Annotated in this window: 32 protein-coding genes; 19 read left to right on the forward strand and 13 right to left on the reverse strand. The window is 69.6% G+C overall.

Annotation, left to right across the window (positions count from 1 at the left end):
* Positions 1-117: 117 nt before the first annotated feature.
* Positions 118-798, reverse strand: a complete 681-nt coding sequence (locus OG205_RS41960) for an LON peptidase substrate-binding domain-containing protein (RefSeq protein ID WP_319977293.1) — start codon at positions 796-798, stop codon at positions 118-120.
* 10 nt (positions 799-808) lie between these two features.
* On the reverse strand, positions 809-1,504 hold the full coding sequence (locus OG205_RS41965; RefSeq protein ID WP_442916666.1) for an NUDIX hydrolase: 696 nt from the start codon (positions 1,502-1,504) through the stop codon (positions 809-811).
* 73 nt (positions 1,505-1,577) lie between these two features.
* On the opposite strand from OG205_RS41965, the gene nadA reads away from it, so the two are divergent.
* Genes nadA through nadC form a run of 3 tightly spaced genes read left to right on the forward strand, consistent with a single transcriptional unit; the run spans position 1,578 to position 5,043 of the window.
* Entirely contained in the window at positions 1,578-2,597 is a 1,020-nt protein-coding gene (gene nadA, locus OG205_RS41970; protein ID WP_330273331.1) for a quinolinate synthase NadA, read from the forward strand.
* Positions 2,597-4,210, forward strand: coding sequence for an L-aspartate oxidase (locus OG205_RS41975; protein ID WP_330273332.1), 1,614 nt, complete (start codon positions 2,597-2,599; stop codon positions 4,208-4,210). Before nadA ends, OG205_RS41975 begins: the two co-directional genes overlap by 1 nt.
* Positions 4,207-5,043, forward strand: coding sequence for a carboxylating nicotinate-nucleotide diphosphorylase (gene nadC / locus OG205_RS41980; RefSeq protein ID WP_330273333.1), 837 nt, complete (start codon positions 4,207-4,209; stop codon positions 5,041-5,043). Before OG205_RS41975 ends, nadC begins: the two co-directional genes overlap by 4 nt.
* Here the strand turns inward: nadC and OG205_RS41985 are convergent.
* Entirely contained in the window at positions 5,014-5,442 is a 429-nt protein-coding gene (locus OG205_RS41985) for a hypothetical protein (RefSeq protein WP_330273334.1), read from the reverse strand. The genes nadC and OG205_RS41985 overlap by 30 nt on opposite strands.
* Before the next feature lie 23 nt (positions 5,443-5,465).
* Entirely contained in the window at positions 5,466-6,245 is a 780-nt protein-coding gene (locus OG205_RS41990; protein ID WP_330273335.1) for a carbon-nitrogen hydrolase family protein, read from the reverse strand.
* A gap of 24 nt (positions 6,246-6,269) precedes the next feature.
* Here OG205_RS41990 and OG205_RS41995 point away from each other — a divergent pair, with 24 nt between their 5' ends.
* Positions 6,270-7,769, forward strand: coding sequence for an ABC transporter substrate-binding protein (locus tag OG205_RS41995; RefSeq protein ID WP_330273336.1), 1,500 nt, complete (start codon positions 6,270-6,272; stop codon positions 7,767-7,769).
* Here OG205_RS41995 and OG205_RS42000 read toward each other — a convergent pair.
* Together OG205_RS42000 and OG205_RS42005 are read right to left on the reverse strand one after the other, a co-directional pair.
* A complete protein-coding gene (locus OG205_RS42000) occupies positions 7,762-8,253 on the reverse strand; it encodes a hypothetical protein (protein ID WP_330273337.1) in 492 nt (163 codons plus the stop codon). The two genes, OG205_RS41995 and OG205_RS42000, sit on opposite strands and share 8 nt — an antisense overlap.
* A gap of 10 nt (positions 8,254-8,263) precedes the next feature.
* Positions 8,264-8,752: a hypothetical protein gene (locus OG205_RS42005; RefSeq protein WP_330273338.1), complete on the reverse strand. Its 489-nt coding sequence runs from the start codon at positions 8,750-8,752 to the stop codon at positions 8,264-8,266.
* 27 nt (positions 8,753-8,779) lie between these two features.
* On the opposite strand from OG205_RS42005, the gene OG205_RS42010 reads away from it, so the two are divergent.
* Entirely contained in the window at positions 8,780-9,901 is a 1,122-nt protein-coding gene (locus tag OG205_RS42010; RefSeq protein ID WP_330273339.1) for an aminotransferase class V-fold PLP-dependent enzyme, read from the forward strand.
* On the opposite strand, the gene OG205_RS42015 is transcribed toward OG205_RS42010, so the two are convergent.
* The gene (locus tag OG205_RS42015) at positions 9,885-11,180 is read right to left on the reverse strand and encodes a M14 family metallopeptidase (protein ID WP_442916667.1); all 1,296 of its coding nucleotides are present in this window, start codon (positions 11,178-11,180) and stop codon (positions 9,885-9,887) included. The two genes, OG205_RS42010 and OG205_RS42015, sit on opposite strands and share 17 nt — an antisense overlap.
* Positions 11,181-11,313: 133 nt before the next feature.
* On the opposite strand from OG205_RS42015, the gene hisD reads away from it, so the two are divergent.
* The 4 genes from hisD to OG205_RS42035 are packed head-to-tail and all read left to right on the forward strand — an operon-like array spanning position 11,314 to position 14,484.
* The gene (gene hisD / locus OG205_RS42020; RefSeq protein ID WP_330273340.1) at positions 11,314-12,630 is read left to right on the forward strand and encodes a histidinol dehydrogenase; all 1,317 of its coding nucleotides are present in this window, start codon (positions 11,314-11,316) and stop codon (positions 12,628-12,630) included.
* Positions 12,627-13,733 (forward strand): histidinol-phosphate transaminase, encoded by a 1,107-nt coding sequence (locus tag OG205_RS42025; protein WP_330273341.1) that lies wholly within the window; start codon positions 12,627-12,629, stop codon positions 13,731-13,733. Before hisD ends, OG205_RS42025 begins: the two co-directional genes overlap by 4 nt.
* Entirely contained in the window at positions 13,730-14,329 is a 600-nt protein-coding gene (gene hisB, locus OG205_RS42030; protein WP_319977280.1) for an imidazoleglycerol-phosphate dehydratase HisB, read from the forward strand. Before OG205_RS42025 ends, hisB begins: the two co-directional genes overlap by 4 nt.
* The gene (locus OG205_RS42035; RefSeq protein ID WP_330273342.1) at positions 14,329-14,484 is read left to right on the forward strand and encodes a hypothetical protein; all 156 of its coding nucleotides are present in this window, start codon (positions 14,329-14,331) and stop codon (positions 14,482-14,484) included. The genes hisB and OG205_RS42035 overlap by 1 nt, the downstream gene beginning before the upstream one ends.
* Here OG205_RS42035 and OG205_RS42040 read toward each other — a convergent pair.
* The gene (locus OG205_RS42040) at positions 14,481-15,086 is read right to left on the reverse strand and encodes a class I SAM-dependent methyltransferase (protein ID WP_330273343.1); all 606 of its coding nucleotides are present in this window, start codon (positions 15,084-15,086) and stop codon (positions 14,481-14,483) included. The two genes, OG205_RS42035 and OG205_RS42040, sit on opposite strands and share 4 nt — an antisense overlap.
* On the reverse strand, positions 15,083-15,607 hold the full coding sequence (locus OG205_RS42045) for an RNA 2'-phosphotransferase (RefSeq protein WP_330273344.1): 525 nt from the start codon (positions 15,605-15,607) through the stop codon (positions 15,083-15,085). Before OG205_RS42045 ends, OG205_RS42040 begins: the two co-directional genes overlap by 4 nt.
* A 54-nt stretch (positions 15,608-15,661) precedes the next feature.
* Between OG205_RS42045 and OG205_RS42050 the strand changes: the two genes are divergently transcribed.
* Positions 15,662-16,537, forward strand: coding sequence for an alpha/beta fold hydrolase (locus tag OG205_RS42050; RefSeq protein ID WP_330273345.1), 876 nt, complete (start codon positions 15,662-15,664; stop codon positions 16,535-16,537).
* Here OG205_RS42050 and soxR read toward each other — a convergent pair.
* On the reverse strand, positions 16,481-16,927 hold the full coding sequence (soxR, locus tag OG205_RS42055; RefSeq protein ID WP_442916863.1) for a redox-sensitive transcriptional activator SoxR: 447 nt from the start codon (positions 16,925-16,927) through the stop codon (positions 16,481-16,483). The two genes, OG205_RS42050 and soxR, sit on opposite strands and share 57 nt — an antisense overlap.
* Positions 16,928-17,000: 73 nt before the next feature.
* Between soxR and OG205_RS42060 the strand changes: the two genes are divergently transcribed.
* The 6 genes from OG205_RS42060 (at position 17,001) to priA (ending at position 22,480) form a co-directional block, all read left to right on the forward strand.
* Complete coding sequence (locus OG205_RS42060) at positions 17,001-17,663, forward strand: thiamine pyrophosphate-dependent enzyme (protein ID WP_330273347.1); 663 nt, start codon at positions 17,001-17,003, stop codon at positions 17,661-17,663.
* Entirely contained in the window at positions 17,663-18,556 is an 894-nt protein-coding gene (locus OG205_RS42065; protein WP_330273348.1) for a transketolase family protein, read from the forward strand. The genes OG205_RS42060 and OG205_RS42065 overlap by 1 nt, the downstream gene beginning before the upstream one ends.
* Before the next feature lie 196 nt (positions 18,557-18,752).
* Positions 18,753-19,565 carry a hypothetical protein gene (locus tag OG205_RS42070; RefSeq protein ID WP_330273349.1) on the forward strand — a complete coding sequence of 271 codons (813 nt, stop codon included), beginning with the start codon at positions 18,753-18,755 and terminating at the stop codon, positions 19,563-19,565.
* Between the two features lie 10 nt (positions 19,566-19,575).
* The gene (hisH, locus tag OG205_RS42075; RefSeq protein ID WP_330273350.1) at positions 19,576-20,211 is read left to right on the forward strand and encodes an imidazole glycerol phosphate synthase subunit HisH; all 636 of its coding nucleotides are present in this window, start codon (positions 19,576-19,578) and stop codon (positions 20,209-20,211) included.
* Positions 20,208-21,752, forward strand: coding sequence for a hypothetical protein (locus OG205_RS42080; RefSeq protein ID WP_330273351.1), 1,545 nt, complete (start codon positions 20,208-20,210; stop codon positions 21,750-21,752). The genes hisH and OG205_RS42080 overlap by 4 nt, the downstream gene beginning before the upstream one ends.
* Complete coding sequence (priA, locus tag OG205_RS42085) at positions 21,749-22,480, forward strand: bifunctional 1-(5-phosphoribosyl)-5-((5-phosphoribosylamino)methylideneamino)imidazole-4-carboxamide isomerase/phosphoribosylanthranilate isomerase PriA (protein ID WP_330273352.1); 732 nt, start codon at positions 21,749-21,751, stop codon at positions 22,478-22,480. Before OG205_RS42080 ends, priA begins: the two co-directional genes overlap by 4 nt.
* On the opposite strand, the gene OG205_RS42090 is transcribed toward priA, so the two are convergent.
* Together OG205_RS42090 and OG205_RS42095 are read right to left on the reverse strand one after the other, a co-directional pair.
* Entirely contained in the window at positions 22,446-23,147 is a 702-nt protein-coding gene (locus tag OG205_RS42090; RefSeq protein ID WP_330273353.1) for a Clp protease N-terminal domain-containing protein, read from the reverse strand. The genes priA and OG205_RS42090 overlap by 35 nt on opposite strands.
* Positions 23,148-23,450: 303 nt before the next feature.
* On the reverse strand, positions 23,451-23,831 hold the full coding sequence (locus OG205_RS42095) for a PPOX class F420-dependent oxidoreductase (RefSeq protein WP_319977266.1): 381 nt from the start codon (positions 23,829-23,831) through the stop codon (positions 23,451-23,453).
* Between the two features lie 45 nt (positions 23,832-23,876).
* Here OG205_RS42095 and hisF point away from each other — a divergent pair, with 45 nt between their 5' ends.
* Genes hisF through hisI form a run of 3 tightly spaced genes read left to right on the forward strand, consistent with a single transcriptional unit; the run spans position 23,877 to position 25,338 of the window.
* Positions 23,877-24,635 (forward strand): imidazole glycerol phosphate synthase subunit HisF, encoded by a 759-nt coding sequence (gene hisF, locus OG205_RS42100; RefSeq protein ID WP_330273354.1) that lies wholly within the window; start codon positions 23,877-23,879, stop codon positions 24,633-24,635.
* A complete protein-coding gene (locus OG205_RS42105) occupies positions 24,632-24,991 on the forward strand; it encodes a hypothetical protein (protein ID WP_319977264.1) in 360 nt (119 codons plus the stop codon). Before hisF ends, OG205_RS42105 begins: the two co-directional genes overlap by 4 nt.
* The gene (gene hisI / locus OG205_RS42110; protein ID WP_330273355.1) at positions 24,988-25,338 is read left to right on the forward strand and encodes a phosphoribosyl-AMP cyclohydrolase; all 351 of its coding nucleotides are present in this window, start codon (positions 24,988-24,990) and stop codon (positions 25,336-25,338) included. Before OG205_RS42105 ends, hisI begins: the two co-directional genes overlap by 4 nt.
* Positions 25,339-25,342: 4 nt before the next feature.
* Here hisI and OG205_RS42115 read toward each other — a convergent pair whose 3' ends face one another.
* A complete protein-coding gene (locus OG205_RS42115) occupies positions 25,343-25,954 on the reverse strand; it encodes a TetR/AcrR family transcriptional regulator (protein ID WP_330273356.1) in 612 nt (203 codons plus the stop codon).
* Positions 25,955-25,970: the final 16 nt, after the last annotated feature.

Below are 25,970 nucleotides of genomic sequence, written 5' to 3' on the forward strand. Positions count from 1 at the left end.
TCAGGGGCCCTGAGCACGAGGACAGCGAGAACCCGCGGCGGCCGGGAAGTCGGCCGTTCCAGGGGTTCCTCGGTCCTGCCGAGTGCGAACCACCTCGTCGGCGTTCAGTGCGCGGCGCTAGTTCGGGCTCGGCACGTGCCCGAACTCCGTCAACGGCACCGGCACCGCCTTCAAAGCGCTCAAAATCCCGGTCTCCCGGTGCAGCATCCGCCGCACCAGCCGCAGCCGACGGGCCGGCGACCTCTCCTCCAGCAGCCGCTGCCGGTCCTCGACGGGCAGCAGGCAGTCGGCGGCCAGCAGGTACGACAGCGCGCCGAGGTCGCTGTCCTCGGCGGGCGATGACCAGTCCTCGCGGTGCCAGGCGGCGCCGCAGTAACGCTCGTGGGCCGCGCGGGCGCCGCGTTCCAGGATCGGCACGACCTCCAGTGCGGCCTCGGGTACCGGGGCGTCGTCCAGGTAGTCGACGTGGGCCAGGAGGTACGGCGCGGTCGTCGTGTCGACGTCCAGCAGCCGGAAGCGGCGCACGCCGCGGGTCACGATGTCGAAGCGGCCCTCGGGCAGCGGGCGGGCGTCGAGGAGGTCGGCGGAGCAGCCGATGTCCTTCAGGGAGTGGACGTTGTCGGCTCCGACCTCCCAGCCCTCCTTGATGCACACGACGCCGAACGTGCGGCCGAACAGCGAGCCCGTCATCAGGTCGACGACGAGCTGGCGGTAGCGCGGTTCGAAGATGTGCAACGGCAACGACGCCCCAGGCAGCAGCACGGTGCCCAGCGGGAACAACGGAAGCGTCTCTGCCACGCGCCCAACGTTACGTGGTGCCTCCGCCGCCCGCCGGACGGCCGGATCCAGGCGGTCTGAGCACGGCGAACGGATCGGTGACCAAGATTCCCTTGGCGCTGAACCGGAACAGGGCCGCCGGGCGCCCGCCGGACGGGCCGGGGGGAGCGGTACCACCCGTGGGTTCCAGCAACAACCGGCGCGAGAGCACGCGTTGCAGGTTCGTGGCGGACACGCGGTAGCCCAGTGCCGCCGAGTAGTGGTCGCGCAGCAGGGAGATCGTGAACTCCGGTGGTGCGAGGGCGAAGCCGATGTTCGTGTACGACAGCTTCGAGCCCAGCCTGTTCCGCGCTCGATGCACGATGGAGGCGTGGTCGAACGCCATCAGAGGAAGCTTCTCCACGCAGTGCCACTCGGTGTCCGCCGGCCGCTCCGGATCGACGTCCGAAGGGACCAGTCCGAGGAACGCCGTCGCCACGACGCGGGGACCGGGAACGCGGTCCGGGGCGCTGAAAACGGCCAGCTGCTCGACGTGTGACAACTGTCGCACGTCGACTTTTTCCGCCAGCTGCCGCCGGATGGAGGACTCGACGTCCTCGTCCACCCGGAGCTCGCCACCCGGCAACGACCAGCGGTGAGCGTGCGGTTCCCGAGCGCGCTCCCACAGCATGACCTGGAGTGACGCACCTCTCACCCGCAACACAGCGGCCAGAACTTCGTGCCCCACACCTGCCACCTGGCTGATACTATCGGCCACGTTTTCGACCAGTAGGCGAAAACCCTGGATCGAGGAGGCAGCGATGGTCGCTACCGCAACTGTGGAGCGAACCGCGTCGGGTGTGTACGGCGGAGTCGAGCCGAACGCCGCGTGGCGAGACGAGGTGCTGCGCCTCGCCGAGGAGCGCGACGCCGTCATCCTGGCGCACAACTACCAGCTGCCCGAGATCCAGGACATCGCCCACCACACCGGCGACTCCCTCGCGCTCAGCCGGATCGCCGCGCAGTCGGACGCGCAGACCATCATCTTCTGCGGCGTGCACTTCATGGCCGAGACGGCGAAGATCCTCGCGCCGCAGAAGACCGTGCTGATCCCGGACGAGCGCGCGGGCTGCTCGCTCGCCGACTCGATCACCGGCGCGCAGCTGCGCGAGTGGAAGGCCGAGCACCCCGGCGCGGTGGTCGTGTCGTACGTGAACACCACCGCCGAGGTGAAGGCCGAGACGGACATCTGCTGCACGTCGTCCAACGCCGTCGACGTGGTGCGCTCGATCCCGGCCGACCGCGAGGTGCTGTTCCTCCCGGACCAGTTCCTGGGCGCGCACGTCAGGCGCGAGACCGGCCGCGAGAACATGCACATCTGGGCGGGCGAGTGCCACGTCCACGCGGGCATCAACGGCCCAGAACTGGCCGAGCGCGCCGCCGCGAACCCGGAGGCGGACCTCTTCATCCACCCGGAGTGCGGCTGCGCGACGTCAGCGCTCTACCTGAGCGGCGAGGGCATCGTCCCGGCGGAGAAGGTCAAGATCCTCTCGACCGGCGACATGATCACCGCGGCCCGCAGCACGAAGGCCACCAAGGTGCTCGTCGCGACCGAGATCGGCATGCTGCACCAGCTGCGCAAGGCCGCCCCGGAGATCGACTTCCGCGCCGTGAACGACCGCGCGTCCTGCACCTACATGAAGATGATCACGCCGGCCGCGCTGCTGCGCTGCGTGCGTGACGGTCTGGACGAGGTGCACGTGGACCTGGAGACCGCCCAGCGCGCCCAGGGTGCCGTGCAGCGCATGATCGAGATCGGCAAGCCCGGCGGCGGTGAGTGATGGCCGCGCGCTGGGAGGCGCGAGCCGACCTGATCGTGGTCGGCACGGGCGTGGCGGGTCTGACCGCCGCGCTGCGGGCTCGTGAGCTGGGACTTCGGGTCCTGGTCGTCACGAAGGCCGCGGGCGACGACGGCAACACCCGCTGGGCCCAGGGCGGCGTCGCCGTCGTCATGGAGGACCAGCACGATCCCGGCGACTCGGTCACACGGCACATCGAGGACACGCTGACGGCGGGCGCGGGCCTCTGTGACGACGTGGCCGTCGCGGCGATCATCTCCGACGGTCCCGCGGCCGTCGCCCGGCTGCGCGAGCGCGGCGCCGTGTTCGACGCCAAGCCGGACGGCCTGCTCGAACGCACCCGCGAAGGCGGCCACAGCGCGTTCCGCGTCGTGCACTCCGGTGGCGACGCGACCGGCGCCGAGGTCGAGCGGGCGCTGCTCAAGGCCACTGTGGACGGACGGGTTCCCCTGCTGGAGAACCACGTCGCGGTCGACGCCGTGAAGACGCCGCTCGGCGCCGTCGCGGGATTGCTGGTGCTGGACGGCAACGGCGTGCCGGGCGTGCTGACCGCGCCCGCCGTGCTGCTGGCGACCGGCGGCCTCGGCCAGATGTACCAGGCGACCTCGAACCCCTCGGTGGCAACGGGTGACGGGCTGGCGCTGGCGCTCAGGGCCGGCGCGCTGGCCGCGGACGTCGAGTTCATCCAGTTCCACCCGACCGTCCTCTACACGGGCCGGGGCGCGCGCGGCCGTTGCCCGCTCGTCACGGAAGCCGTGCGCGGTGAAGGCGCCGTGCTGATCGACGCGACCGGCGCCCGCGTGATGAAGGGCGTGCACCCGCTCGAAGACCTGGCCCCGCGCGACGTCGTGGCGGCCGCGATCACCCGGCACATGGCGGCGGAACCCGGTGGCGTCGACGACCACGTCTTCCTGGACGCGACGGCGTTGCAGGACATGGCGACCCGCTTCCCGACCGTGTTCGCGGCCTGCGTCTCGGTGGGCGTCGACCCGGCCGTGGACCCGATCCCGGTCGCTCCGGCAGCACACTTCGCCTGCGGGGGAGTGGTGTCCACGGTCGACGGCCGCACCGGCGTGATCGGCCTGTACGCCGTCGGTGAGGTCGCCCGCACCGGCCTGCACGGCGCGAACCGCCTGGCCTCCAACAGCCTGCTCGAAGGCCTGGTCTGCGGCACCCGTGCCGCCGAGACCATCGCCGCCGATCTCGCGATCGGGTTGGTCGCACCCGCCCGGTCCGCGGACCCCGTCCTCCCGACCGCCCCGGTCGCGGACCGGGACCTGCTGCAGCGCGTGATGTCGCGCTACGCCGCGATCGGCCGTGACGCCGAAGGCCTGGCCGTCGTCGGCTCGGTGCTCGACGTGTCCACTGTGGACAAGCAGCTGGAGTCGCGCGAACTGGTCGAGGACGCGGCGCTGACCATGGCCGCCCGCGCCCTGATCGCGGCGGCCCAGCAACGCACCGAGTCGCGTGGCTGCCACGTTCGCACGGACTTCACCGAGCGTTCCGCCGCGTGGCAACGCAGTCAGCTCGTCCGGCTCACCCCGACCGGTCAGCCCGTGCTGGCCGATCCTGTTCTCGCAGAGGGTGTCGCATGACCATCGATTGGGACGACGCGAACCGGGTCATCCAGCTCGCGTTGGAGGAGGACCTCCGCTACGGCCTGGACGCCACGACGCTGGCGACCGTGCCGGAGAAGGCCGTCGCCACCGCGGAGATCACCCCTCGCGCAGCCGGCGTGCTGTGCGGGGTTTCCGTGGCACGCACCGCTTTTCAGCGCTACCTGCCCGAGATCGAGGTGCTGTCCGAGGCCGCCGACGGCGACAAGGCGGTTCCCGGCGAACCCGCCCTGGTGCTCACCGGCCCGACCCGCGGCCTGCTCACGGTCGAGCGCACGGCGCTGAACCTGATCTGCCACCTGTCGGGCATCGCCACGCAGACCGCCCGCTGGGTGACCGCGATCGAGGGCACCGGCGCGGCCGTCCGCGACTCCCGCAAGACGTTGCCGGGCCTGCGTTTGCTGCAGAAGTACGCGGTGCGGGCGGGCGGCGGCGTGAACCACCGCATGGGTCTCGGCGACGCCATCCTGATCAAGGACAACCACGTCGCCGCGGCCGGTTCGGTCGGTGCCGCGATCCGGGCGGCCCGCGCGCACGCGCCGGAGCTGCTGATGGAGGTCGAGGTCGACAGCCTGGCGCAGCTCGACGAGGCACTGGCCGAAGGCGCGGAATTGGTGCTGCTGGACAACTTCACGCCCGAGCAGTGCGCTCAGGCCGTGAAGGTCCGTCCGGACGGCGTGAAGCTGGAGGCGTCCGGCGGGCTCACGCTGGACGTGGCCCGCCAGTACGCCGAGACCGGCGTGGACTACCTCGCGGTCGGCGGCCTCACGCACTCCAGCCCGTCACTCGACCTCGGCCTGGACCTTCGCTAGCGGCCGGTACCGCTCGACGCCCACGTGCTGGACGCCGGGGAAGTTCTGCACCCGGCGCCAGTCGGCCGTCGCCGAGCCGACACCGCCGCCGCGGCCCGACAGCGCGTCGACGTGGTCCTGGGCGCTGACCCACTCCGCGTAGTTGATCACGCGCCGGCCGTCGTCCCTGATGTGGAAGGCGGCGGAGATGCCGCCGGGGTGCGGGTTCGGCTCGCTGGCGAGCGCGACGAACACCGAGTCGACCCACGCTCGTGCGGTCGCCTCGCTGTCGGTGTCGACGGTGACGAGCACGACGCAGCCGGGTTCGCGGCTGTCGCGCGGGTCGCCGGAGCGGTAGAGCGTGAAGCCGTCGAGGTTCTTGCGGTCGTGGACGAAGGAGGGCAGTTCGGGAAGCGTCATGCCCTCGATCCTGTGGTCTCGACCTAACTGGAGGTCAAGCGCCGGTTCGCCAGCACGGGCAGGACCTCGCGGGCCTGTTCCACCGACGCGAGGTCGAGATCGACGATCGTGTCGGAGGGCTGTTCCGACAGTTGCACGACGACGTTCCCGAACGGGTCGGCGACCGTCGAGTACCCGATCCCGGTGGGCGCGGACGACCCGAGATCACCGGGATAGGCCTGCCCACAGGCCACGACGAACGACGTGCAGTCCAGAGCGCGCGCCCGCACGAGCAGTTCCCACTGCTCCTTCTTGCCCGGCCCGGCACCCCACGACGCCCCGACCAGCACAGCCGAAGCGCCCTTGTCCGCCAGCCTCGTGAACAGCTCGGGGAAGCGGATGTCATAACAGGTGGCGACGCCCAGAGTGACGCCGTCCACCTCGAACACCACCGGCTCGACACCCGGCGCGACCGTCCGCGACTCCTGGAACCCGAACGCGTCGAACAGGTGAATCTTGTCGTAGCCCACGTGGATGTCGGGCCCGGTCACCAGAAGCGTGTTCGTCACCCGGTCACCGGAAGGCGTGAACATCCCGGCCACCACCACGACGTCGTGCGACGCCGCGATCTCGTGCACCGCCGAGGCCCACGGCCCGTCCAACGGCTCCGCAACGGGCCCGAGAGGCACGCCGAAACGGCACATCGTCGCCTCGGGCAGCAGAACGACCCGTGCGCCCTCGGCCCTGCGCACCGCGTCGCGGACGAGCTCCAGGTTGGAGCGGGGATCGGTGGTCGAGCTGATCTGACTCACGGCGACGCGCATGGGGATCACTGTAGGGTCCGACTCGTGCGTTCCCCACTGCTCCTAGTCGTGTTGCTGGCCGTCGCGGGCTGCACCGAGACCCCCACGCCCCGCCCGGACGGTGGGCAGAACGGCACGTCGATCGTGCTGGCGGACCGCGACGAGCCCACGACGCTGAACCCGCTGCTCGGCTACGGCGCGCAGGGCGTGTCGAAGATCTACGACGGGCTCGTGGAACACCGCCAGGACGGGTCGCTGACCCCGCAGCTCGCGGCCGATCTGCCCGAGCCCGCGGCGGACGGTCTGAGCTGGACGGTCAAGCTGCGCGGCGACGTGAAGTTCACCGACGGCAGCACGTTCGGCGCCGAGGACGTCGTGGCCACGTACACCGCCGCGCTGCAGAACCCGGTCAAGGAGCGGTTCAGCACCCTCAAGGGCGTCGAGCAGGTCGACCCGTCAACGGTCCGCTTCACGCTGACGCAGGTGCACGCCGCGTTCCCGCACCTGCTCGTGCTCGGCATCCTGCCCAGCGAGCAGGCGAAGCCGGAGGGGCAGCCGATCGGCACCGGCCCGTACAAGGTCACCGAGTGGAAGAAGGGCGACCGGCTGCTGCTGGAGTCCAACGACGGTTACTTCGATGGCGCGCCGAAGGTCAAGAAGCTGACGGTCGTCTTCGTCACCGACGACAACCAGCGCGCCCGCCGCATGCAGGACGGCGAGTTCGACGGCACGGTGCTGCCGCCCAAGATCGCCACGCAGTTCGCGGCCAAGTCCGGCCTGCAGGTGAACTACCACCGCAGCGCCGACTACCGCGCCGTGCGGCTGCCCTCGGCAGGCCCGGTCACCGGCAACGCCGCCGTCCGGCTCGCCATGAACTTCGCCGCGAACCGCCAGGGCATGATCGACGGCCTGCTCGAGGGCAAGGGCACCCTCGCGTACACGCCGGTGCCGGACGCGCTGGCGGAGGAGTTCGACCCGACCGCGAAGTTCCGCTTCGACAAGACCGAGGCGACGCGGCTGCTCGACGTGGGTGGCTGGGTGCCCGGCACGGACGGCATCCGGGTCCGCGAGGGCGTCGCGGCCCGTTTCACGCTGATGTACCCGCTGGGCGACGACCTGCGCGCCGACCTGGCCACCGCGTTCGCGGCCGACGCCAAGGCCGTGGGCGTCGACGTGCAGCTCGCGGGCCTGTCGTGGGAGGCGATCCGGCCGCGGATGGCCCAGGACGCGCTGCTCTACGGCGAGGGCTCGCCGTTCGACCCCGACCTGATGCTCTACGACCTGCGCGGCCAGGGCAGCCCCGCCGCCGACGCCGCGCTCGAGAACGGCCGCGGGATCATCGACCCGGCGCAGCGCGCGGTGGCGTACAAGCTCTTCCAGCAGGCTTTCATCGCCACGCCGTCGATGGCGGTGCTGGTCTTCCCCGAGCACGCGTACGTGATGCGCGACTCGTGGAACGGCTACCAGCCCGTGGTCGACCCGAACTCCTACGGCGCGCTGGCCTGGGGTCCGTGGTGGAACCTGGAGAAGTGGGAGCCTAAGTAGTCCGGGCGTTGATCTCGCGGACGGCGCGGTCCGGGTCGTCCGCCCAGAACTCGACGCGCTCGACCTGCTGCACGCCCGTCTTGCCGAGGTTCACGAGCTGCGGCTCCTGGAACGGCACGGACACGTTCGTCCTGGTCAGCGACTGGATGACGAGCGCGTCGCCGATCACCTCGACGCTGCGCTGCCCCTTGTGGGTGCGCTCGGCGACCTGAGCGACGCCGAGGTCGGAGGTCGGCAGGCGCCAGTCGAAGAACCCCAGCTGACGCAGCCGCAGCTCTTCCTCGGAGACCGTGTGCGGCTGCTTGGCCAGCACGTAGAGAGCGCTCACGCACACGACCGCGTTCAGCACACCCAGGACGATCAGCGTGATGAGCAGCCACGGGATGTCCAGGGCGAACGCGACCAGCGCGATCCCGACCGCCGTGATGATCAGGAACCGCAGGTACCTCGGCCGCATGCGCTTGCCGTAGGGGATCTCCACCATGTGGGTGAGCCTATTTTCGCAGCGCGCGAACCACGTCGCCGGGGTCGTCGGCCCAGAACTCGATCTTCGTCACGTCGTGCGCCCCGCGCCGGCCCAGATCGATCACCTGCGGTTCGTTCAACCGCAGTGAAACGTTGGTGGAGCTGGAGATCTCCAGCACCAGCGTGCCGTCCACAACGGACCGCGTCCTGTGCAACGTCCGGCTCGTCGTGCCCTGCGTCACGCTTTCGATGGCGGCCAAGGGAATCCTGTATTCGAACTCACGCGCGTACCGCAGCCAGAGGTACCGGTCGTCCACCGAGTGCTTGAACTTGTGAAGCATCCACAGCTGCCATCCGAGCAGCAACGCGCTCAGCACCCCGAACGCGAGCAGCACGGCCCGCAGCCAGAACCACGGCACGATCAGCTCCACGAGCAGGATCTCCAGTGGTGTCAGCACGATGAACACCCAGAGGAACGGTCTTACCTGTGCGCTGTAACCGAAAGTTTGATCCCCCATGAGTTCGATGGTGGCACAGTGGGGCGGGTGAGCGACCTGATCTTCTTGGACAGCGCCGGTTCCTCGATCCCGCCGGCCGAAGTGGTCGACGAGGTGGTCGGGCACCTGCGCAGGGAGACCGAGATCGGCGGCTACCGGGCCGCCGCGGAACGCCGTGACGACATCGAGGCGGGCTACGGCGTGCTGGCCGAGCTCTTCGGCTGCGAGCCCTCGGAGGTCGCCTTCACCGACAGTGCGACCCGGTCGTGGCTCACGGCCTTCGACGCCGTCCCGCTGGCGAAGGGCGACCGCATCCTGGTCACCGAGGTCGAGTACGGCGGCAACGCGGTGCCGATGCTGCGCCGCGCCGAGGAGACCGGCGCGACCATCGAGGTGATGCCTTCCGACCGGCACGGGCAGCTCGACGTCGGCGCCCTGGAGCTGGACGAGCGGGTCAAGCTGATCTCGCTCGTGCACGTGCCCACGAACGGCGGCCTGGTCAACCCCGTCAACGAGGTCACCACCAAGGCGCGTGAGGTCGGCGCGCTGGTGCTGCTCGACGCCTGCCAGTCGACCGGCCAGATCGATCTGCGCGGCCACGACTACGACATGCTCGTCTGCACCGGCCGCAAGTGGCTGCGCGGGCCACGCGGAACGGGCGCGCTGGTGGTGCGGAACGAGGTGCGGCGCAGGCTGAAGCCGCGCCTGATGGACCACAGCGCGGCGGAGTGGGTCGCGCCCGACCGCTACGAGCCGCGGGACGACGCGCGGGTGTTCGAGCTGTGGGAGTACAGCGTCGCGGACCGGTTGGGCATGATCGCCGCCGCGAAGTACGCGCTGGCCAAGGGGCTGGACGTCGTCGAGGCCGAGGTGGGGGACCGCGCCAAGCGTTTGCGCACGGGTCTCGCGAGCATTCCCGGCATCACCGTTCAGGACCTCGGCGAACGGCAGTCCGGCATCGTCACGTTCACGAGCGACCGGGTGCCGGCGATGGAGCTCAAGGACCGGCTCTGGCAGCGCGACGTCGCCGTCACGGTGTCGCAGAGCGGGTCGACGCTGATCGACATGACGAGGCGGGGCCTGGACGAAGTAGTGCGGGCCTCCCCGCACTACTTCGTCACGCCGGAGGAGATCGATCAGGCGTTGGACCGGATCAGCAGCTCACGTTGATGACGCGCTTCACGCAGTCCGAGTAGCCGACGAACAGGTCGACGGCGCGGTCGTTGCGGCTGGTCTGCGCCGCGATGACCGTGTCACGCGGGTAGAAGCTGTTGAGGCCACCGCTGCTCGGGTACATCTCGAAGGTGTACGACCAGATCTTGTGCTGGCCCCACATCCAGTCGTCGATGCTGCCGTCGGTGATGTACAGATCGCTCGCCTGCTCCGGCGTGTAGCCGTTGGTGGCGGCCATCTGCTGGCCGAGCGTGCGGAACGCGCGTTCCTCGGTCGCGTCCAGGCCCGGTGCGGTGTTCGCGGTGGTGTAGCCGAACGGCCACAGCACGAGCTCCGAGAACGAGTGGAAGTCGATGTTCGTCTTGATCTGCTGGACGCCACCGACGACGCGCGAGTCCACGAAGTTCTTGATGACGGTGGTCTCCGGCGCCGAGAACGCCGCCGTGCCGCGGTAGGTGTCCGACGTGGTGGAACCGCTGGAACCGCCGCAGCAGCCCCACTTGTAGCCCCAGTTGCGGTTGAGGTCGGTGCCGTTGCCCTGGCGGTTCTTGCGCCAGCCGCGGAACGAACCGGTGGCGATGTCGTACTCGACGCCGTCCGGGTTGACCATCGGGACGAACCAGACCTCGCGCGTGTCGACGAGGTTCTTGATCGCCGAGTTCGCGTAGTTGTCGGTGTAGCGCTTGATGATCTGCAGGCACTGCTCGACCGTCAGGTGCTCACGGGCGTGCTGGTTGCAGGTGAAGATCACCTCGGGTTCGCTCTCGTCGGTCGCGACGTTGTCGCTGACCTTGAGCGCCCAGATGTCCCGGTTCTGGTAGCTCTTGCCGATGCTGCGCAGGCTCGCGAGCGTCGGGTGGTCGCGGACGGTCTGCTGCAGCTCCGCGGTCATCTCCGCGAAGTTGTGGTAGCCCGTGTAGCCGGACGGGAAGTCCTGCGTGCCGACCTGACCCGGCTGCGGGTCGGAGAAGTCGACCTTGCCGAGGCTCTTGAGCTCCTTCTCGAAGTCGCCGACGTACTTGAGCGGCAGACCGGTGGCCTGCAGGGCCCGGTACTGCGCCTTGTCCGCGACGACCGAGATCGTGGTGAGCTTCGCCGCGCCGAGCACGTCGACGCCGATCTGGGCGACCTGGGTGCGTTCGGCGGACGTGTTCGCGGTGACTTCCAGCAGGTAACGGCCGGAGTCGGCGTTGCTGGGTGCCGCCATGCCCGCGACCAGCACGGGCAGACATATGGCGAGCACTGCGGCGATCTTGCCGCGGCGCTTGGTGAACATGGGTCCTCCATCATCAGCAGGGGTTTGCGACGGAGTGGTGCTCGACCGAGCGTGGCCGTGGTGTCACAGGCTGAGGTAGCGCCGTTAGCGGGCTGACCGTTGACAGATTTCCGCAGGAACTAGGCTGTCGGGCATGCTCAACCGCATCGACCTGCGAGGTCGCACCACGACCCCTGCTCAGCTGCGCGCCGTCGTGCCGCGCGCCGAGGTGGACGTGGACGCGGTTCTGCATCATGTACGTCCGATGGTGGCCGCGGTCGCCGAACGCGGTGTCGACGCGGTTCTCGAGTACACGGAGAAGTTCGACGGCGTTCGTCCCGATTCTGTCCGTGTGCCCGCTTCTGCCATTGCGTCCGCTTTGTCCTCGCTCGACCCGGCCGTCCGCGAGGCGTTGGAAGAGGTGATCGCGCGCACCCGGCGCGTGCACGCCGACCAGCGCCGCACCGAGACGACCACGCAGGTCGTGCCCGGCGGCACCGTGACGGAGAAGTGGGTGCCGGTCGCGCGCGTCGGCCTCTACTCGCCCGGCGGGCTCGCCGTGTACCCGTCGACGGTCGTGATGAACGTCGTGCCGGCGCAGATCGCCGGTGTCGAGTCGCTGGTCGTGTGTTCGCCGCCGCAGGCAGAGTTCGGAGGCTTGCCGCACCCGACGATCCTCGCCGCCGCCGCGTTGCTGGGCGTTGACGAGGTCTGGGCCGCGGGTGGCGCGCAGGCCATGGCGCTCATGGCGTACGGCGGCGTGGACACCGACGGTGCCGAACTGGCCCCGGTCGACATCATCACCGGTCCCGGCAACATCTACGTGACGGCGGCCAAGCGGTTGCTGCGCGGCCTGATCGGCATCGACTCCGAGGCGGGACCGACCGAGATCGCGATCCTCGCCGACTCGACGGCCGACCCGGTGCACGTGGCCGCCGACCTGATCAGCCAGGCCGAGCACGACCCGCTCGCGGCGTCGGTGCTGGTGACGGACTCGGAAGAGCTCGCGGACGCGGTGGACGCCGAGCTGGAGGAGCGCGTCGGTGCCACCAAGCACAGCGAGCGCGTGCGCACGGCGTTGGGCGGCAAGCAGTCCGGCATCGTGCTCGTGTCCTCTGTGGATGAAGGTGTGCGGGTCGTCGACGCCTACGCCGCCGAGCACCTGGAGATCCAGACGCGCGACGCACGCGAGGTGGCGGCGCGGATCCGGTCCGCGGGCGCGATCTTCGTCGGTGCGTACGCGCCGGTGTCGCTCGGCGACTACTGCGCCGGCTCGAACCACGTGCTGCCGACCGGTGGCTGCGCGCGGCACTCGTCCGGGCTGTCCGTGCAGACGTTCCTGCGCGGCATCCACGTGATCGACTACTCCGAGGAAGCACTGCGCGAGGTCGCGGACAAGGTCGTCGCGCTCGCCAACGCCGAGGACCTGCCCGCGCACGGGCAGGCTGTCACAGCGAGGTTCTCTCGATGAAGCCAGTCGTAGGCGCGCGGGTGGAGCTGTCGGATCTGCCCCTGCGCGAGGACTTGCGCGGCCGCACGCCCTATGGCGCGCCGCAGCTCGACGTCCCGTATCGCTTGAACACCAACGAGAACCCGTACGCACCGACCGACGCGCTGGCCGCTGACGTCGTCGCGGCGGTGGCCGAGATCGCCGGCGAGCTGCACCGCTACCCGGACCGTGACGCGGTGGCGTTGCGCGAGGACCTGGCGGCGTACCTGACCGAGGCCACCTCGGTGACGCTGACGTCCGAGAACGTCTGGGCCGCCAACGGGTCGAACGAGATCCTCCAGCAGATCCTGCAGGCGTTCGGCGGCCCGGGCCGGGTGGCGCTGGGCTTCGAGCCGTCGTACTCGATGCACCCGATCATCGCCGCAGGCACGCGCACCGAGTGGTCACCGGCCCCGCGCCGTTCCGACTTCTCGCTGGACGTGGAGAAGGCCGCCGCGGTGATCGCCGAGACGCGGCCGGACGTCGTCTTCGTGACGTCGCCGAACAACCCGACCGGCCAGTCGATCCCCCTGGACGATCTGCGCCTGCTGATCGCCTCCACCACCGGCATGATCGTGGTGGACGAGGCGTACGCGGAGTTCTCCCCGCAGGAGAGCGCGATCAAGCTGCTGGACGAGTTCGGTTCGCGCCTGATCGTCTCGCGCACGATGTCGAAGGCCTTCGCGTTCGCCGGCGGCCGTCTCGGCTACCTGGCGGCGGCCCCGGCCGTGGTCGACGCGCTGCAACTGGTGCGCCTGCCGTACCACCTGTCCGCTCTGACGCAGGCCGCCGCACGGGCGTCGCTGAGGCACGGCCCGGAGACGCTGGGTTCGGTGGCTCGCCTGTCCGCGGAACGCGACCGGGTGTCCTCGGCGTTGGCGCACATGGGTTTCCAGGTCGTCCCGTCGGACGCGAACTTCGTGCTGTTCGGCTGGTTCGAGAACGCACGTGAGGTCTGGAAGTCCTATTTGGACCACGGCGTGCTCATCAGGGACGTCGGAATCGCGGGTCACCTGCGGGTGACCATCGGAACGCCCGAGGAGAACGACGCTTTCCTCGCGGCCAGCAAGGAGGTCAGCCGGTGAGTCGTGTCGGCAAGGTGGAACGCACCACCAGGGAGTCGTCGGTCTACGTGGAGATCGACCTGGACGGCACCGGCCAGGTAGAGATCAGCACGGGAGTGCCGTTCTACGACCACATGCTCACCGCGTTCGGCGTGCACGGCTGCTTCGACCTGATCGTCCGCGCCACCGGTGACACGCACATCGACGCCCACCACTCGGTCGAGGACATCGCGATCGTCCTGGGCCAGGCGCTGCGGGAAGCGTTGGGGGACAAGAAGGGCATCCGCCGCTTCGGCGACTGCTGGATCCCGATGGACGAGACCCTCGCGCACGCCGCGGTGGACGTCTCGGGCCGCCCGTACACCGTGCACCGCGGCGAACCGGAGCAGTTCAACAGCTTCGTGATCGGCGGCAACTACCCGTTCGTGCTGAACCGGCACGTCTTCGAGTCGCTCGCCTTCCACGCCCAGATCGCACTGCACGTGCGCGTCGAGTACGGCCGCGACCCGCACCACATCGCGGAAGCCGAGTACAAGGCCATCGCCCGCGCCCTGCGCACGGCCACCGAGCCCGACCCGCGCGTCGGCGGCGTCCCGTCGACCAAGGGCGTCCTCTGATGCCGAAGGAAGTCGTCGTCATCGGCCTGCTGGCCCTCGCGGGCTTCCTGGCCGGTGGCGTCTACACCACCTGGAAGACCGCCAAGTTCATGGCGATCGTCCTGCTGGTGCTGACCGTCGTGGCGGTGGGCGGCGCCGTCCTCTGGCTCATCTAGCCCTTGCGGGCGAGGACCCAGTGGAACGTCGCCGGGGCCGGCTCGTGCATGGTCACCAGGTCGTCGATGACGATCTCCAGGTGTTGCGCGAGCAGGTCCCGGTTCACGTCGGGTGTGTTGCTGCCGAAGAACATCTCGACGCCGAGCCAGGTCTCGGTGACGTCCGGCGTGCCGCTGCCGAGCGAGGCCAGGAACAGGCCACCGGGCTTGAGCCAGCGCGCGATCTTCGCGATGAGCGCGGGCTGTTCGGCGCGCGGCACGTGCAGGATGGAGTAGAACGCCGCGACGCCGTCGAACTCTCCGTCCGGGAAGTCGAGCGCGGTCATGTCCGCCTTCGCGAACTGTCCTGCCGGCACGTTCGCGCGGGCGAGCTCGACCTGCCGCTGTGACAGGTCGACGCCGAGGACGTCATGCCGTTCGGCGAGCTTCTGACCGCACGGAATGCCCGCGCCGCAGCCGAGTTCGAGGACCTTCGCCCCATCAGGCAGCCGCTCGTCGAACTCGGCGAGATAGCGCAGCCTGGGGTCGTCGGCGATCTGTGCGGACCAGTCGAGGTACCGCTGCGCGATCGCGTCGTAGCCGTCCTCGACGGTCCGTTTCACGTCGTGGCCAGGTAGCCGGCCGGAACGTGCTGCGCGAGCCACACCCCGTTGGCGCTGAGCCGGAACTCGTGCCCGTCCGCGTGCATCGCCCTGGCGTCGACGGTCAGGATCAACGGCCGTCCACGCCGGGCCCCGACACGCCGCGCGGTCTCGCAGTCGGGCGAGAGGTGCACGTCGTGGCGTGACATGGGGCGCAGGCCGTCGCGCAGGATGTCGTCGAGGTACTGCGCGACGGTGCCGTGGAACAGCTGGTCCGGCGGGATCGCGGTCGGCAGGCCGAGGTCGACCTCGATGCTGTGGCCCTGGTTCGCGCGGATGCGGTCGCCGTCGATGCTGAAGCGCTTCTTGTCGTTGCGGTCCACGACCTCGCGCAGGTCGGCCTCGGAGATGCCGAGCGCGGTCAGGAGGTCGGCCACCGGCACCCAGCCCGACGGGTCGAGGGTGAGGCCGACGCGCTCGGGCTGGTGCCGGAGCGCTTTGGACATCCGCTTCGAGAGGCGGATCATTCGTTCGTCTTCCATTTCCCGACCAGGAAACCACAGCGCGTCCACCGGTTTTGCGGTTTCATGGGCCGGATGTGGCGTGAGCGGCGGGTTCCTGGCGAGACCGAGATCTTCGTGGCCTGGCAGGAGGGCACCGGGGACGGGACGTTGCTCGCGATCCACGGCGGCCCCGACTGGGACCACAGCTACCTCCGCGAACCGCTCGACCGGCTGGACTGCCGGCTGCTGATGCCGGACCTGCGCGGGTGTGGCAGGTCAGGGCGAGCGCCCGAGTACCACCCGGACGGCGTCGTGGAAGACCTCGTGCGAGTGCTGGACGCGTTCGAGGTCGAGCTGACGGACGTCCTCGGCCACTCCTACGGCGGCATGGTCGCGCAACGGTTCGCGATCACTCATCCGGAACGCGTGCGCAGCCTGATCGTGTCGGGCAGCAGTGTGTTGCCGGTGCCGCCGGACGCCTTCGACGGATGGACGGAGCGGGACGAGATCATGGCGGGCCAAGAAGATCCGTGGCAACGCGAGGACCTCACGCCGGAACAGTGCGTGCGGGCCGACGCGTTCGCGGGCGTGGAGGCCAACGTCCGGCGTGCCGGGCAGGTGCCGGGCTACCTGAAGCGGCTGGGACAGGTGCGGTTCGGCGCGGAGTGGGTGCGCCAGCTCCAGACAGGCGGCCTGACCTCACCGAGGCTTCCCGATGCCGCGCAGCGGATCGCCGACCTCGGCATTCCGGTGCTCCTGCTGCACGGCCGGCAGGACATGACGTTCCCGGTCGGCCTGGTCGAGCCCACCCTCGAACTGATCCCGCGGGCCCGCGCCGTGGTGCTCGACGACGCGGGCCACATGCTGCACGTGGACGAGCCCGGCGGCTATCTGCGCGCGGTGCGGGAGTTCCTAGACGGTGCCGCCCTCGAGGGCGGGCTTGAGCTTCGGAGCCCCCGGCCCGTGTGAGGCCTGCTCGTCGTCGATGTTCTGCAACGCGCAGCTGCGCAACGACAGGCAGCCGCACCCGATGCAACCGGTGAGGCGGTCGCGCAGCCGGTACAGGGCGTCGATGCGGGCGTCGAGCTCGGTCTTCCACGAGCGGGAGAGGCGTTCCCAGTCGGACTTCGTCGGCGTGCGGCTGTCGGGCAGTTGGGCGAGGGCGTCGCGGACGTCCTCCAGGGTGAGGCCGACGCGTTGCGCGGTGCGGATGAACGCCAGCCGGCGCAGCACCGAGCGCAGGTAGCGCCGCTGGTTGCCCGCGGTGCGGACGGAGGCGATCAGACCCCTGTCCTCGTAGAAGCGCAGGGCGGTGTGGGGGACGCCGCTGCGCTCGGCGACCTGGCCGATGGTCAGCATTTCCGGCAACTTGCTCACCGGATCATGGTAACCGCTTGACCTCCAGCATGGTCGAGGTTGAACAGTTGGTGGCATGCAGCGGCTACCAGAGCTCTTCGCGAGGATGACCGGGGACGAGAAGCACGAGTGGGCGGCGGCTTCCACGATCGACGTGCTCTGGGTCCTCTACGACAAGGTCCTCAACGTCACGCCCGCCACTGTCGCCGATCCGGACCGCGACCGGTTCCTGCTCTCCAAGGGACACGGCCCGATGGCCTACTACGCCGTGCTGGCGGAGAAGGGGTTCATCGAGGAGTCCACTTTGGACGACTGGACGTCGTGGGACAGCCCGCTCGGCCAGCACCCCGACCGCGTGCTCGTGAACGGCGTGGAGATCAGCAGCGGCTCGCTCGGCCACGGGCTGCCCATCGCGGTGGGCACGGCGATCGGGCAGCGTGTCGCGGGGAGCCGCGGCCGCACGTTCGTGCTGGTCGGCGACGGTGAGCTGGACGAGGGCAGCAACCACGAGGCGATCGCCGTGGCGTCGCGGCTCAGGGTCTCGAACCTCACCACGATCGTGATCGACAACCAGTCCGCGATGTACGGCTGGCCCGGCGGCATCGCCCAGCGCTTCGCCGTCGAGGGCTGGCAGACCGCCGAGGTCGACGGCCGCGACCACGAGGCCGTCTTCACCGCACTGACCGCGCCGCACGACCGCCCGTACGCGGTGGTCGCCAAGATCGAGAAGAGCTACTGATGACCACCATGCGCCAGGCCTTCGTGAAGGCGGTCAACGACGAGATCGCCACCGACCCGCGCATCGCCGTGGTGACCGCGGTGATCTCCAGCAACGAGTTCCCTCAAGAGAACGAACGCGTCGTGGACGTCGGGATCCGCGAGCAGACCATGGTGGGCGTGGCGAGCGGTCTGGCGCTCGCGGGGCTGCGTCCGGTCGTGCACAGCTACGCGCCGTTCTTGGTCGAACGGCCGTACGAGCAGATCAAGCTCGACATCGGACATCAGGACGTGGGCGCGGTGTTCGTGAGCATCGGCGCGTCCTATGACGACCCGGCATGGGGTCGCACGCACCAGTCACCGGGCGACGTCGCGTTGTTCGACACGTTGCCCGGCTGGACCGTTCACGTACCTGGACACCCGGAGGAGGTGACGCCGCTGCTGCGTCAGGCGCTGAAGGACGACAACCGGGTCTACATGAGGCTTTCGCTGCACGAGAACGCCCAGGCGTATCCGGTGGGGGAGGGGTTCACGACGCTGCGCCACGGAAAGCGCGGCGTGGTGGTCGCCGTCGGGCCGATGCTCGACCGCGTGCTCGAGGCCGTCGAGTCCGAGAACGCCGACGTCACGGTGTTGTACGCGGCCACGGTCCGGCCGTTCGACTCGGACGGACTGCGCAAGGCGGTGCAGGACACCGATCACGCCGACGTGATGGTGGTGGAGCCGTACCTGGAGGGAACCTCGTCTCATCTTGTGTCCGAGACACTGCAACAAATCCCGCATCGCGTTCGTTCTACAGGTGTCAAACGACACGCAGAGCTCCGCAACTACGGCACGGCCGAGGACCATGACGCGGCGCATGATCTCGACGTGGTCGGGCTGGGGAGCGCTGTGCGGAGTTTCTTCAGGGGGTGAAGAAACATGTTGGCAGTCATGGGGGATGACTGGACCGGAGCGCCTTCGCGCACGGTGTGATCGAGAGCCAGAAGGGTGCGATCGGGCCGGATGCCCGGCGCACCCTTCCGCCGTTCGCACCCCTGCCCGTCTCGAAACGCGAAAACCTTGGCATGTCTGCACGGACGCGCGAGACGGACCAGGAATGATGTTGAGCGTGAGAATGCTGATCTGGACCCCGTTGAACGCCGCCGAACTGCAGAAGGCCATGCACAGCGGCAACGTGGGCCCCGCGGCGCTCGTTCCGGTCCCGTCCGGCACGGTGCTGCTGCCTCCTCCGGCCACCAAGCTCAACGAGGCCGCGTACATGACGAACAGGGTGCGCAAGCTCGGGGGTGGCGCCGCGCTGGCCGTCTGGAACGACGAAGCCGCGTTGCTCTACATGTTCACCACGACGCTCGGCCGCGCCTCGATGTGGGGCTCGCGCGAGGCCGTGCTGCGGTTGTCGGCGCAGGCGAAGCAGTCGGGACCCGTCGGACTGGCCTTCGACCGCATGACCGCGGGCATGGTCAACCTGCGGGAGAAGGAGAAGTGGCAGCTCGACGCCATCGACAAGCTCACCGCGCTGTACCCGGCGGCCAGTCGCAAGGGCACGCTCGAACGCATCCGCGACTTCGAGAACGGCCACGCGGCGATCCCCGACTTCTTCCGGGCGGCGGGGCTGCAGGAGGTCGCGCGGGTCGCCGAGCTCACCGAGGAGGGCCGGGCGGACTTCGTGCTGCGGACGCTCGAACCGCCGCGCGCGCAGATGTGGCCGCTCGCGCTGATCTTCCCGTTGATCGTGCTGACGGCGTTGGTGACGGTGCTGCTCAACATTCCGGCGGTCGTCTACTACGTCGTCGGCGGTGTGCTCCTCGTGGTGATGTGCGGCCTGCTGGTCATGCTCAGGCGCCGGCTCGTGCGCGCGAAACCGATCAACACGGTGTTGCCGGTCATACCGGTCACGCAGGGTGCGGTCCCCACCGACTAGCCTGGTCGGCGTGGCACGCGTCGTCGTACTTGACTATGGATCCGGCAACCTGCGCTCCGCCGAGCGCGCGCTTCAGCGGGTCGGCGCCCATGTCGAGGTGACGTCGGACCAGAAGGCCGCCCGCGAGGCGGAACTCCTCGTCGTGCCCGGCGTCGGCGCGTACGCGGCATGCATGGAGGGCCTCAACTCGGTGCGCGGCGCCCGGATCATCGGCGAGCGCCTCGCCGGCGGCCGTCCGGTGCTCGGCATCTGCGTGGGCATGCAGATCCTGTTCGAGCGCGGCATCGAGCACGGCGTCCTGACCGAGGGCTGCGGCGAGTGGCCCGGCACCGTCGAGCGGCTCGAAGCGCCGATCGTGCCGCACATGGGCTGGAACACCGTGCGCACGCCCGAGGGTTCGAAGCTCTTCGCGGGCCTCGACAAGGACACGCGCTTCTACTTCGTGCACTCCTACGGCGTGCGCCGGTGGGAGCTGGAGCCGGCCGAGCACCTGAAGCCGCCGCTGGTGACGTGGGCGGACCACTCGGGCGACGAGTTCGTCGCGGCCGTCGAGAACGGGCCGCTGTGGGCGACCCAGTTCCACCCGGAGAAGTCCGGCGATGCCGGGGCACACCTGCTGCAGAACTGGTTGACTAGCTTTTCGTGATCACACGACTGCTGACGGTAGCCGCGCTCGTGGCTGCCTGCGTTGCCGTGCCTGGGGGCGCGCACGCCGCACCGGCACCGTTCCACGACACCTTCGACAACGCCGTGGACGCCGACCCGACCTACGGCCTGAACGACAACCTCAAGCAACGCCAGGGCACCGGCGCCGTCACGTACAGCCGCGTGTCCGGCAAGTGGAACACCGGTGACGTGCCGCGCCCGTGGTTCGCGCAGGTCGGCCACCCGAACCATCGCGGCAAGCTGTCCATGCACCTCGGTACGACGGCCGTGCGGCTCGACGCGCCGTCCACCGGGTCCACGATCTCGGCGACGCTGACCCCGGTCGCGGGCGACCGCACGTCCGGCGACTGGTCGTCGATCGCGTTGGGACGCTCGGCGAACAGCTGGGGTTATGTGTCCAATCAGGACATCGACCTCGGCTTCCTGGTGCGCGCCAACGGAGGCGTGCAGGTCTTCCAGCCGGGCAAGCCCGTCGTGACGCTGCCGGCGTTCGTCGCGGCCAAGGACGACGGCTCGTTCGACGTGACGCTGAAGCTCGCCGGGGCGAAGCTCGACCTCACGGTCAACGGCAGGCGCGAGACGATCACGCTGGGCACGGCGGTGCCGACCGAACGGCTGTGGGTCTACCTCGGGCGCTACTCCGACAACGACAAGACCGTCAGCCTCGTCGACGATCTCCGCATCGAGCAGCTCAACTCCGACGACCTGCGCAAGCCGCCGGGGTCGCAGCTGCGCTACTACGGCTACTTCGGCGCACGGCTGAATCTCGCGGGTGGCAACCACCTGCCTGAGGTGCGCGGCCGCAGCAACCTCAACTGGGTGCAGATCAGCGACGCCGACGCCTACCGCCCCGAGGTGTTGCGGGACTGCGCCCCTGAGGGCTGCGTCGTCCACACGGGCAACGAGTTCTTCGACTGCGACGCGGCCGGCTGCCCGCTGTACCCGAACGCCGCCGAGCGCTGGCAGGTCCTCGCGTCGAAGGTGCGGCCCTATCTAGACCGGGTGGCGGGGTTCGTGCTGCAGGACGAGCCGTTCCACCACGGCGCGAGCTTCGCGGACGTCGAGTTCTCCGCCCAGCAGATCAAGAACACCTTTCCCGGTAAGAAGGTCATGCTGATCGAGGCTGGCGTCCGGGTCGACGACACCTTCCGCGTGCCCGCCGCCGTCGACTGGGTCGGCTTCGACGAGTACTGCGTCGGGTACGAGGCGTTGGAGGCGCGCATGACCAAGCTGGAAGAGCGCGCTCCCGGCAAGGAGCTCTTCCTGCTGCCGGAAGCCGCGCCGCAGTCGTGGTGCGCGGACCGGACCGACGCGGACCTCGAAAGCACCCAGTACCTGTACATGGCGCTGGCGCGGCAGCACCCCGCGTTCGTCGGAATCATGGTCTTCGGTCCGTGGACGGGCGTCGGACCTGCCGCGACGGGCCCCGGCACGCCGGTCCCGTCGAAGTTCCCGCGCACCACGGAGGCCCAGGAGCGCGTGGCCGCCCTCGTGCTGGGGGACGCTAGGCTGCTCGGGTGACGTTCACACTCCTCCCCGCTGTTGACGTGGCCGACGGTCGTGCCGTCCGGCTCGTGCAGGGCGAAGCCGGTACCGAGACGAACTACGGCGAGCCGCTCGACGCGGCCCTGCAGTGGCAGCGCGACGGAGCGGAGTGGATCCATCTCGTCGACCTCGACGCCGCGTTCGGCCGTGGCTCCAACCGCGAGCTCGTCGCCCGTGTCGTCGGCGAGCTCGACGTGAAGGTCGAGCTGTCCGGCGGCATTCGCGACGACGCGTCGCTGGAGGCCGCCCTGGCCACCGGCTGCGCTCGCGTGAACCTCGGCACGGCCGCCCTGGAAGACCCGGAGTGGTGCGCGAAGGCGCTCGCGACGTACGGCGAGAAGATCGCGGTGGGCCTCGACGTCCGCATCACCGAGCAGGGCCACCGGGTCAAGGGCCGCGGCTGGACGTCGGACGGCGGCGACCTCTGGGAGGTCCTCGACCGGCTCGACCGCGACGGCTGCACGCGTTACGTGGTCACCGACGTGTCGAAGGACGGCACGCTGACGGGCCCGAACGTGGAGCTGCTGCGCGAGGTCTGCGCCCGCACCGACGCCCCGGTGATCGCGTCCGGCGGGGTGTCCACTGTGGACGACCTGGTCGCGCTCGCGAAGCTGTCGCGTGACGGCGTCGAGGGCTCGATCATCGGCAAGGCCCTGTACGCCGGCAACTTCACGCTCCCGGAAGCACTCGCTGCGGTCCGTTGACCACGGTCTCAATGTGAGCGGCCGCGGCCGCGTGCGTCACACCCGTGTTGTGCAGCACGTCGGCCGCGGTCCCATCCGCTTCGAGCAGGACGCCGAGCAAGATGTGCTCGGTCCCGATGAACATGTGGCCCATCCGCAGCGCCTCGCGCACGGCCAGTTCCAGGGCCTTCTTGCAGTGCGTCGTGTACGGCTGCTTCTCCGGCCGCTGCTTGGCCTCGGTGTCGAGCCGGTTCAGGGTCGCGATCCGCGTGCTGCCGTCGCCCGACTCCAGCTTCGCGATGGTCTTGGCCGCGAGCCCCGCCGACTCGTCGAGCAGCCCCAGCAGCAGGTGCTCGGTGCCGATCCGCTCGCTGAACCGCGCGTGGTGCCGGGCCAGCGCGATCACCCGGCGCGACCGCTGGGTGTAGCGCTCCGTCGAGGGCTTGGACAGCTCCGGCGACTCCCTGGGCACGAACCGCTTCTGCGCGGCCTGCTTCGTCACGCCGAGGCTCTCGCCGATCTCGGCCCAGCTCGCCCCACCGCGACGTGCCTCGTCCACGAAGTGGCCGATCAGGTGGTCGCCGAGCTCGTTGAGCTGACCGCTCAGCTCGACTGCCTTCGCCAGGCGCACCAGCGCGTCGTCGGCCTCTCGGGCGACGGTGACGATGAGGTCGGTCAACTGGATCACGCGTCAACTCTAGGTTGACGCCGAGCGTCGGGTCAACCTCGGGTTGACGCATCAACGTGGACTCAATGTTGACGCGCTTGATCCACGTTGAGTCAACATGGACGCGAGGGAATCAACGTTGACGCGTCCGGTCACCATGCACAGAACGGCAGAAGACAACGTTGTCATCGGCGTGGACAGTATCGATTTCGGGCTTGAGTGGGGCTGGTCCACGTTGATCCAACGGCGTCCACGTTGAGTCAATGTGGACCGGAGTCCGTCAACGTTGATCGGTCGAATCAACGTTGACTCGACGTTGATCGCTCAGCTCGCCGCAGTGATCCGGATGCCGACCGACCCGGTCCGCCCGCGCCGCAGCTTGCTGCCGGCCACGGTCATCCAGCCGAACAGCCCGTACTTCTTCGTGATCCGCGACCGCACGTCATCGCTCGCCTCGTCGTCGAGCAGCGCCGCGTGGGCCTTGACCGAGTCGCCCTTCGGGTTGCCGCGGACGTCGCACGGCCCGATCTCGACGTCGCCGCTGCGCCTGATCCGCTTGACCTTGCCGGTGTCCCGGCCGCTCCAGGCGTAGATGACACCGTCGCTCTCGCCCGGCACGACCCACACCGGCGTGGGCACCGGGGTGCCGTCCTTGCGGAAGGTCGTCAGCAGCAGGTACTTGCCTTCGCCGAGTTCGGTGATCATGGCCGCGCAGCGTAGTCCTCGCCCGCCCCTTGTAGGCTTTCCCGCATGTCAGTCGCGGTCCGTGTCATCCCCTGTCTCGACGTCGACCGGGGCCGGGTGGTGAAGGGCGTCAACTTCACCAACCTCGTCGACGCGGGCGATCCGGTCGAGCTGGCCAGGGCCTACGACGCCGAGGGCGCGGACGAGCTGACGTTCCTCGACGTGACCGCCAGCAGTGGCGACCGCGAGACGACGTTCGACGTGGTCCGCCGCACCGCCGAGCAGGTGTTCATCCCCCTCACGGTCGGTGGCGGCGTGCGCAGCCCCGAGGACGTCAACAAGCTGCTGCGCGCAGGCGCGGACAAGGTCAGCCTCAACACCGCCGCCATCGCACGTCCCGAGCTGCTCAAGGAGTGCTCGGAGCGGTACGGCGCGCAGTGCATCGTGCTGTCGGTCGACGCCCGGCGCGTGCCCGGCGGCACCGGCTTCGAGGTCACCACCCACGGCGGCCGCACCGGCACCGGCATCGACGCCATCGCGTGGGCCGCGAAGGGCCAGGAGCTGGGCGTCGGCGAGATCCTGCTGAACTCGATGGACGCCGACGGCACCAAGGCCGGGTTCGACCTCGAGCTGATCGACCTGGTGCGCCGCGAGGTCGACGTGCCGCTGATCGCGAGCGGCGGCGCCGGCGCGGTCGACCACTTCCCGCCGGCCGTCGCCGCGGGCGCGGACGCCGTGCTGGCCGCGAGCGTCTTCCACTTCGGGCAACTCCGCATCGGCGAGGTCAAGGACGGCCTGCGCCAGGCGGGTGTCGTGGTGCGATGAAGCCCGTCGAGGTGCGGGTCGCCTCGGCGGTCGCGTTCGGCGGCGCCCTGGTGTTCTTCGTGGTCGGGCTGATCCTGTGGCGCTCGACCGGCGACGCGGACGTGCTGAAGCTGCCGTCGTTCCTCGCGGTCGTGGAACTGCCCGTGGCGGCCGCCCTGTTGCTGCGCCTGCGTTTCATGCACTACCCGGCGATGATCGTCTTCATTCTCGTCGGGCTGCTGCACCTGGTCATCGTGCTCGCCGAAGGACCGGCGTGGGCCCGCGTCGCCTCCGGGGTGCTGTCCGCCGTGCACATCTACGGAGTGGTCCTGCTCAACACCGGACCGGCTCGTGAACACCTGGGAGGTCCCCGTTGAGCAACGCGCTAGATCCCGCCATCAGCCAACGGCTCAAGCGCACGCCGGACGGCCTGGTGTGCGCGGTCGCCCAGCAACGCGGCACCGGCGAGGTGCTCATGGTGGCGTGGATGGACGACGAGGCGTTGCACCGCACCCTCACCACCCGCCGCGCCACGTACTACTCGCGCAGCCGTCAGCAGCTGTGGGTGAAGGGTGAGACCTCCGGGCACACGCAGTACGTGCACGAGGTGCGGCTCGACTGCGACGGCGACACGCTGCTGCTGACCGTCGACCAGGTGGACGCGGCCTGCCACACGGGCGACCGCACGTGCTTTGACGCCACGGTGCTGCTCGCTGACGCGTGACCGGTCAGTCCAGGTCGCCGGTCAGGTAGCGCTGGAGGTTCGGGCCGATCGTCCTGACCACGGTCTCCACGTCGGCCGACGCCAGCGGCTCGAAGCGCACGACGTACCGGACGATGCCGAGCCCGACCATCTGGGTCGCGCACAGCGTGGCCCTGAGTTCGCGGTGCTCGGCGCCGATCTCCGCGAGCACGTTCTTGAAGATCGCGTTGATGAGGAACTGCTTCAGCGCGCCCGCCACCTCGGGCTGGCTGGTGACGCTGCGGATCAGTGCCGCGAACGTGCCGCCGCCGGTCGCGTCCCACACCGTCACGAACGTGCGGACGATGCGTTGTCCCGCGTCCTCGACCGCGCCGTCGAGCAGGCGTTTGAGGAGCTCGGCAGGGTCGAAGGGGAGTTGCAGCACCGCCTGCGCGAACAGGCCTTCCTTGCCGCCGAACCAGTGGTTGACCATGGCGGCGTCCACGCCCGCCTTGGCGGCGATCGCGCGTACGGTGGCACCGTCGTAGCCCTTTTCCACGAACACCTCGCGGGCCGCGGCGACGAGCGCGGCCCTGGTGTCCTCGCCCGCGGCGCGACGGCCTCGGCGTTTCTGGTTCACTTGCTCCACACGGGCCATAGTTCAACAGTTGTTG

The organism is Lentzea sp. NBC_00516 (genome assembly GCF_036346835.1).
In the GTDB taxonomy this organism is placed as follows: domain Bacteria; phylum Actinomycetota; class Actinomycetes; order Mycobacteriales; family Pseudonocardiaceae; genus Lentzea; species Lentzea sokolovensis.

Excerpts from the sequence above, each read along its gene's own strand:
- nadA (WP_330273331.1), top strand. The coding sequence starts at position 1,578 with ATGGTCGCTACCGCAACTGTGGAGCGAACCGCGTCGGGTGTGTACGGC.
- OG205_RS41975 (WP_330273332.1), top strand. The coding sequence starts at position 2,597 with ATGGCCGCGCGCTGGGAGGCGCGAGCCGACCTGATCGTGGTCGGCACG.
- nadC (WP_330273333.1), top strand. The coding sequence starts at position 4,207 with ATGACCATCGATTGGGACGACGCGAACCGGGTCATCCAGCTCGCGTTG.
- OG205_RS41985 (WP_330273334.1), bottom strand. The coding sequence starts at position 5,442 with ATGACGCTTCCCGAACTGCCCTCCTTCGTCCACGACCGCAAGAACCTC.
- OG205_RS41990 (WP_330273335.1), bottom strand. The coding sequence starts at position 6,245 with ATGCGCGTCGCCGTGAGTCAGATCAGCTCGACCACCGATCCCCGCTCC.
- OG205_RS42000 (WP_330273337.1), bottom strand. The coding sequence starts at position 8,253 with ATGGTGGAGATCCCCTACGGCAAGCGCATGCGGCCGAGGTACCTGCGG.
- OG205_RS42005 (WP_330273338.1), bottom strand. The coding sequence starts at position 8,752 with ATGGGGGATCAAACTTTCGGTTACAGCGCACAGGTAAGACCGTTCCTC.
- OG205_RS42015 (WP_442916667.1), bottom strand. The coding sequence starts at position 11,180 with ATGTTCACCAAGCGCCGCGGCAAGATCGCCGCAGTGCTCGCCATATGT.
- hisD (WP_330273340.1), top strand. The coding sequence starts at position 11,314 with ATGCTCAACCGCATCGACCTGCGAGGTCGCACCACGACCCCTGCTCAG.
- OG205_RS42025 (WP_330273341.1), top strand. The coding sequence starts at position 12,627 with ATGAAGCCAGTCGTAGGCGCGCGGGTGGAGCTGTCGGATCTGCCCCTG.
- OG205_RS42035 (WP_330273342.1), top strand. The coding sequence starts at position 14,329 with ATGCCGAAGGAAGTCGTCGTCATCGGCCTGCTGGCCCTCGCGGGCTTC.
- OG205_RS42045 (WP_330273344.1), bottom strand. The coding sequence starts at position 15,607 with ATGGAAGACGAACGAATGATCCGCCTCTCGAAGCGGATGTCCAAAGCG.
- OG205_RS42050 (WP_330273345.1), top strand. The coding sequence starts at position 15,662 with ATGTGGCGTGAGCGGCGGGTTCCTGGCGAGACCGAGATCTTCGTGGCC.
- soxR (WP_442916863.1), bottom strand. The coding sequence starts at position 16,927 with ATGCTGACCATCGGCCAGGTCGCCGAGCGCAGCGGCGTCCCCCACACC.
- OG205_RS42060 (WP_330273347.1), top strand. The coding sequence starts at position 17,001 with ATGCAGCGGCTACCAGAGCTCTTCGCGAGGATGACCGGGGACGAGAAG.
- OG205_RS42065 (WP_330273348.1), top strand. The coding sequence starts at position 17,663 with ATGACCACCATGCGCCAGGCCTTCGTGAAGGCGGTCAACGACGAGATC.
- OG205_RS42095 (WP_319977266.1), bottom strand. The coding sequence starts at position 23,831 with ATGATCACCGAACTCGGCGAAGGCAAGTACCTGCTGCTGACGACCTTC.
- hisF (WP_330273354.1), top strand. The coding sequence starts at position 23,877 with ATGTCAGTCGCGGTCCGTGTCATCCCCTGTCTCGACGTCGACCGGGGC.
- OG205_RS42105 (WP_319977264.1), top strand. The coding sequence starts at position 24,632 with ATGAAGCCCGTCGAGGTGCGGGTCGCCTCGGCGGTCGCGTTCGGCGGC.
- OG205_RS42115 (WP_330273356.1), bottom strand. The coding sequence starts at position 25,954 with ATGGCCCGTGTGGAGCAAGTGAACCAGAAACGCCGAGGCCGTCGCGCC.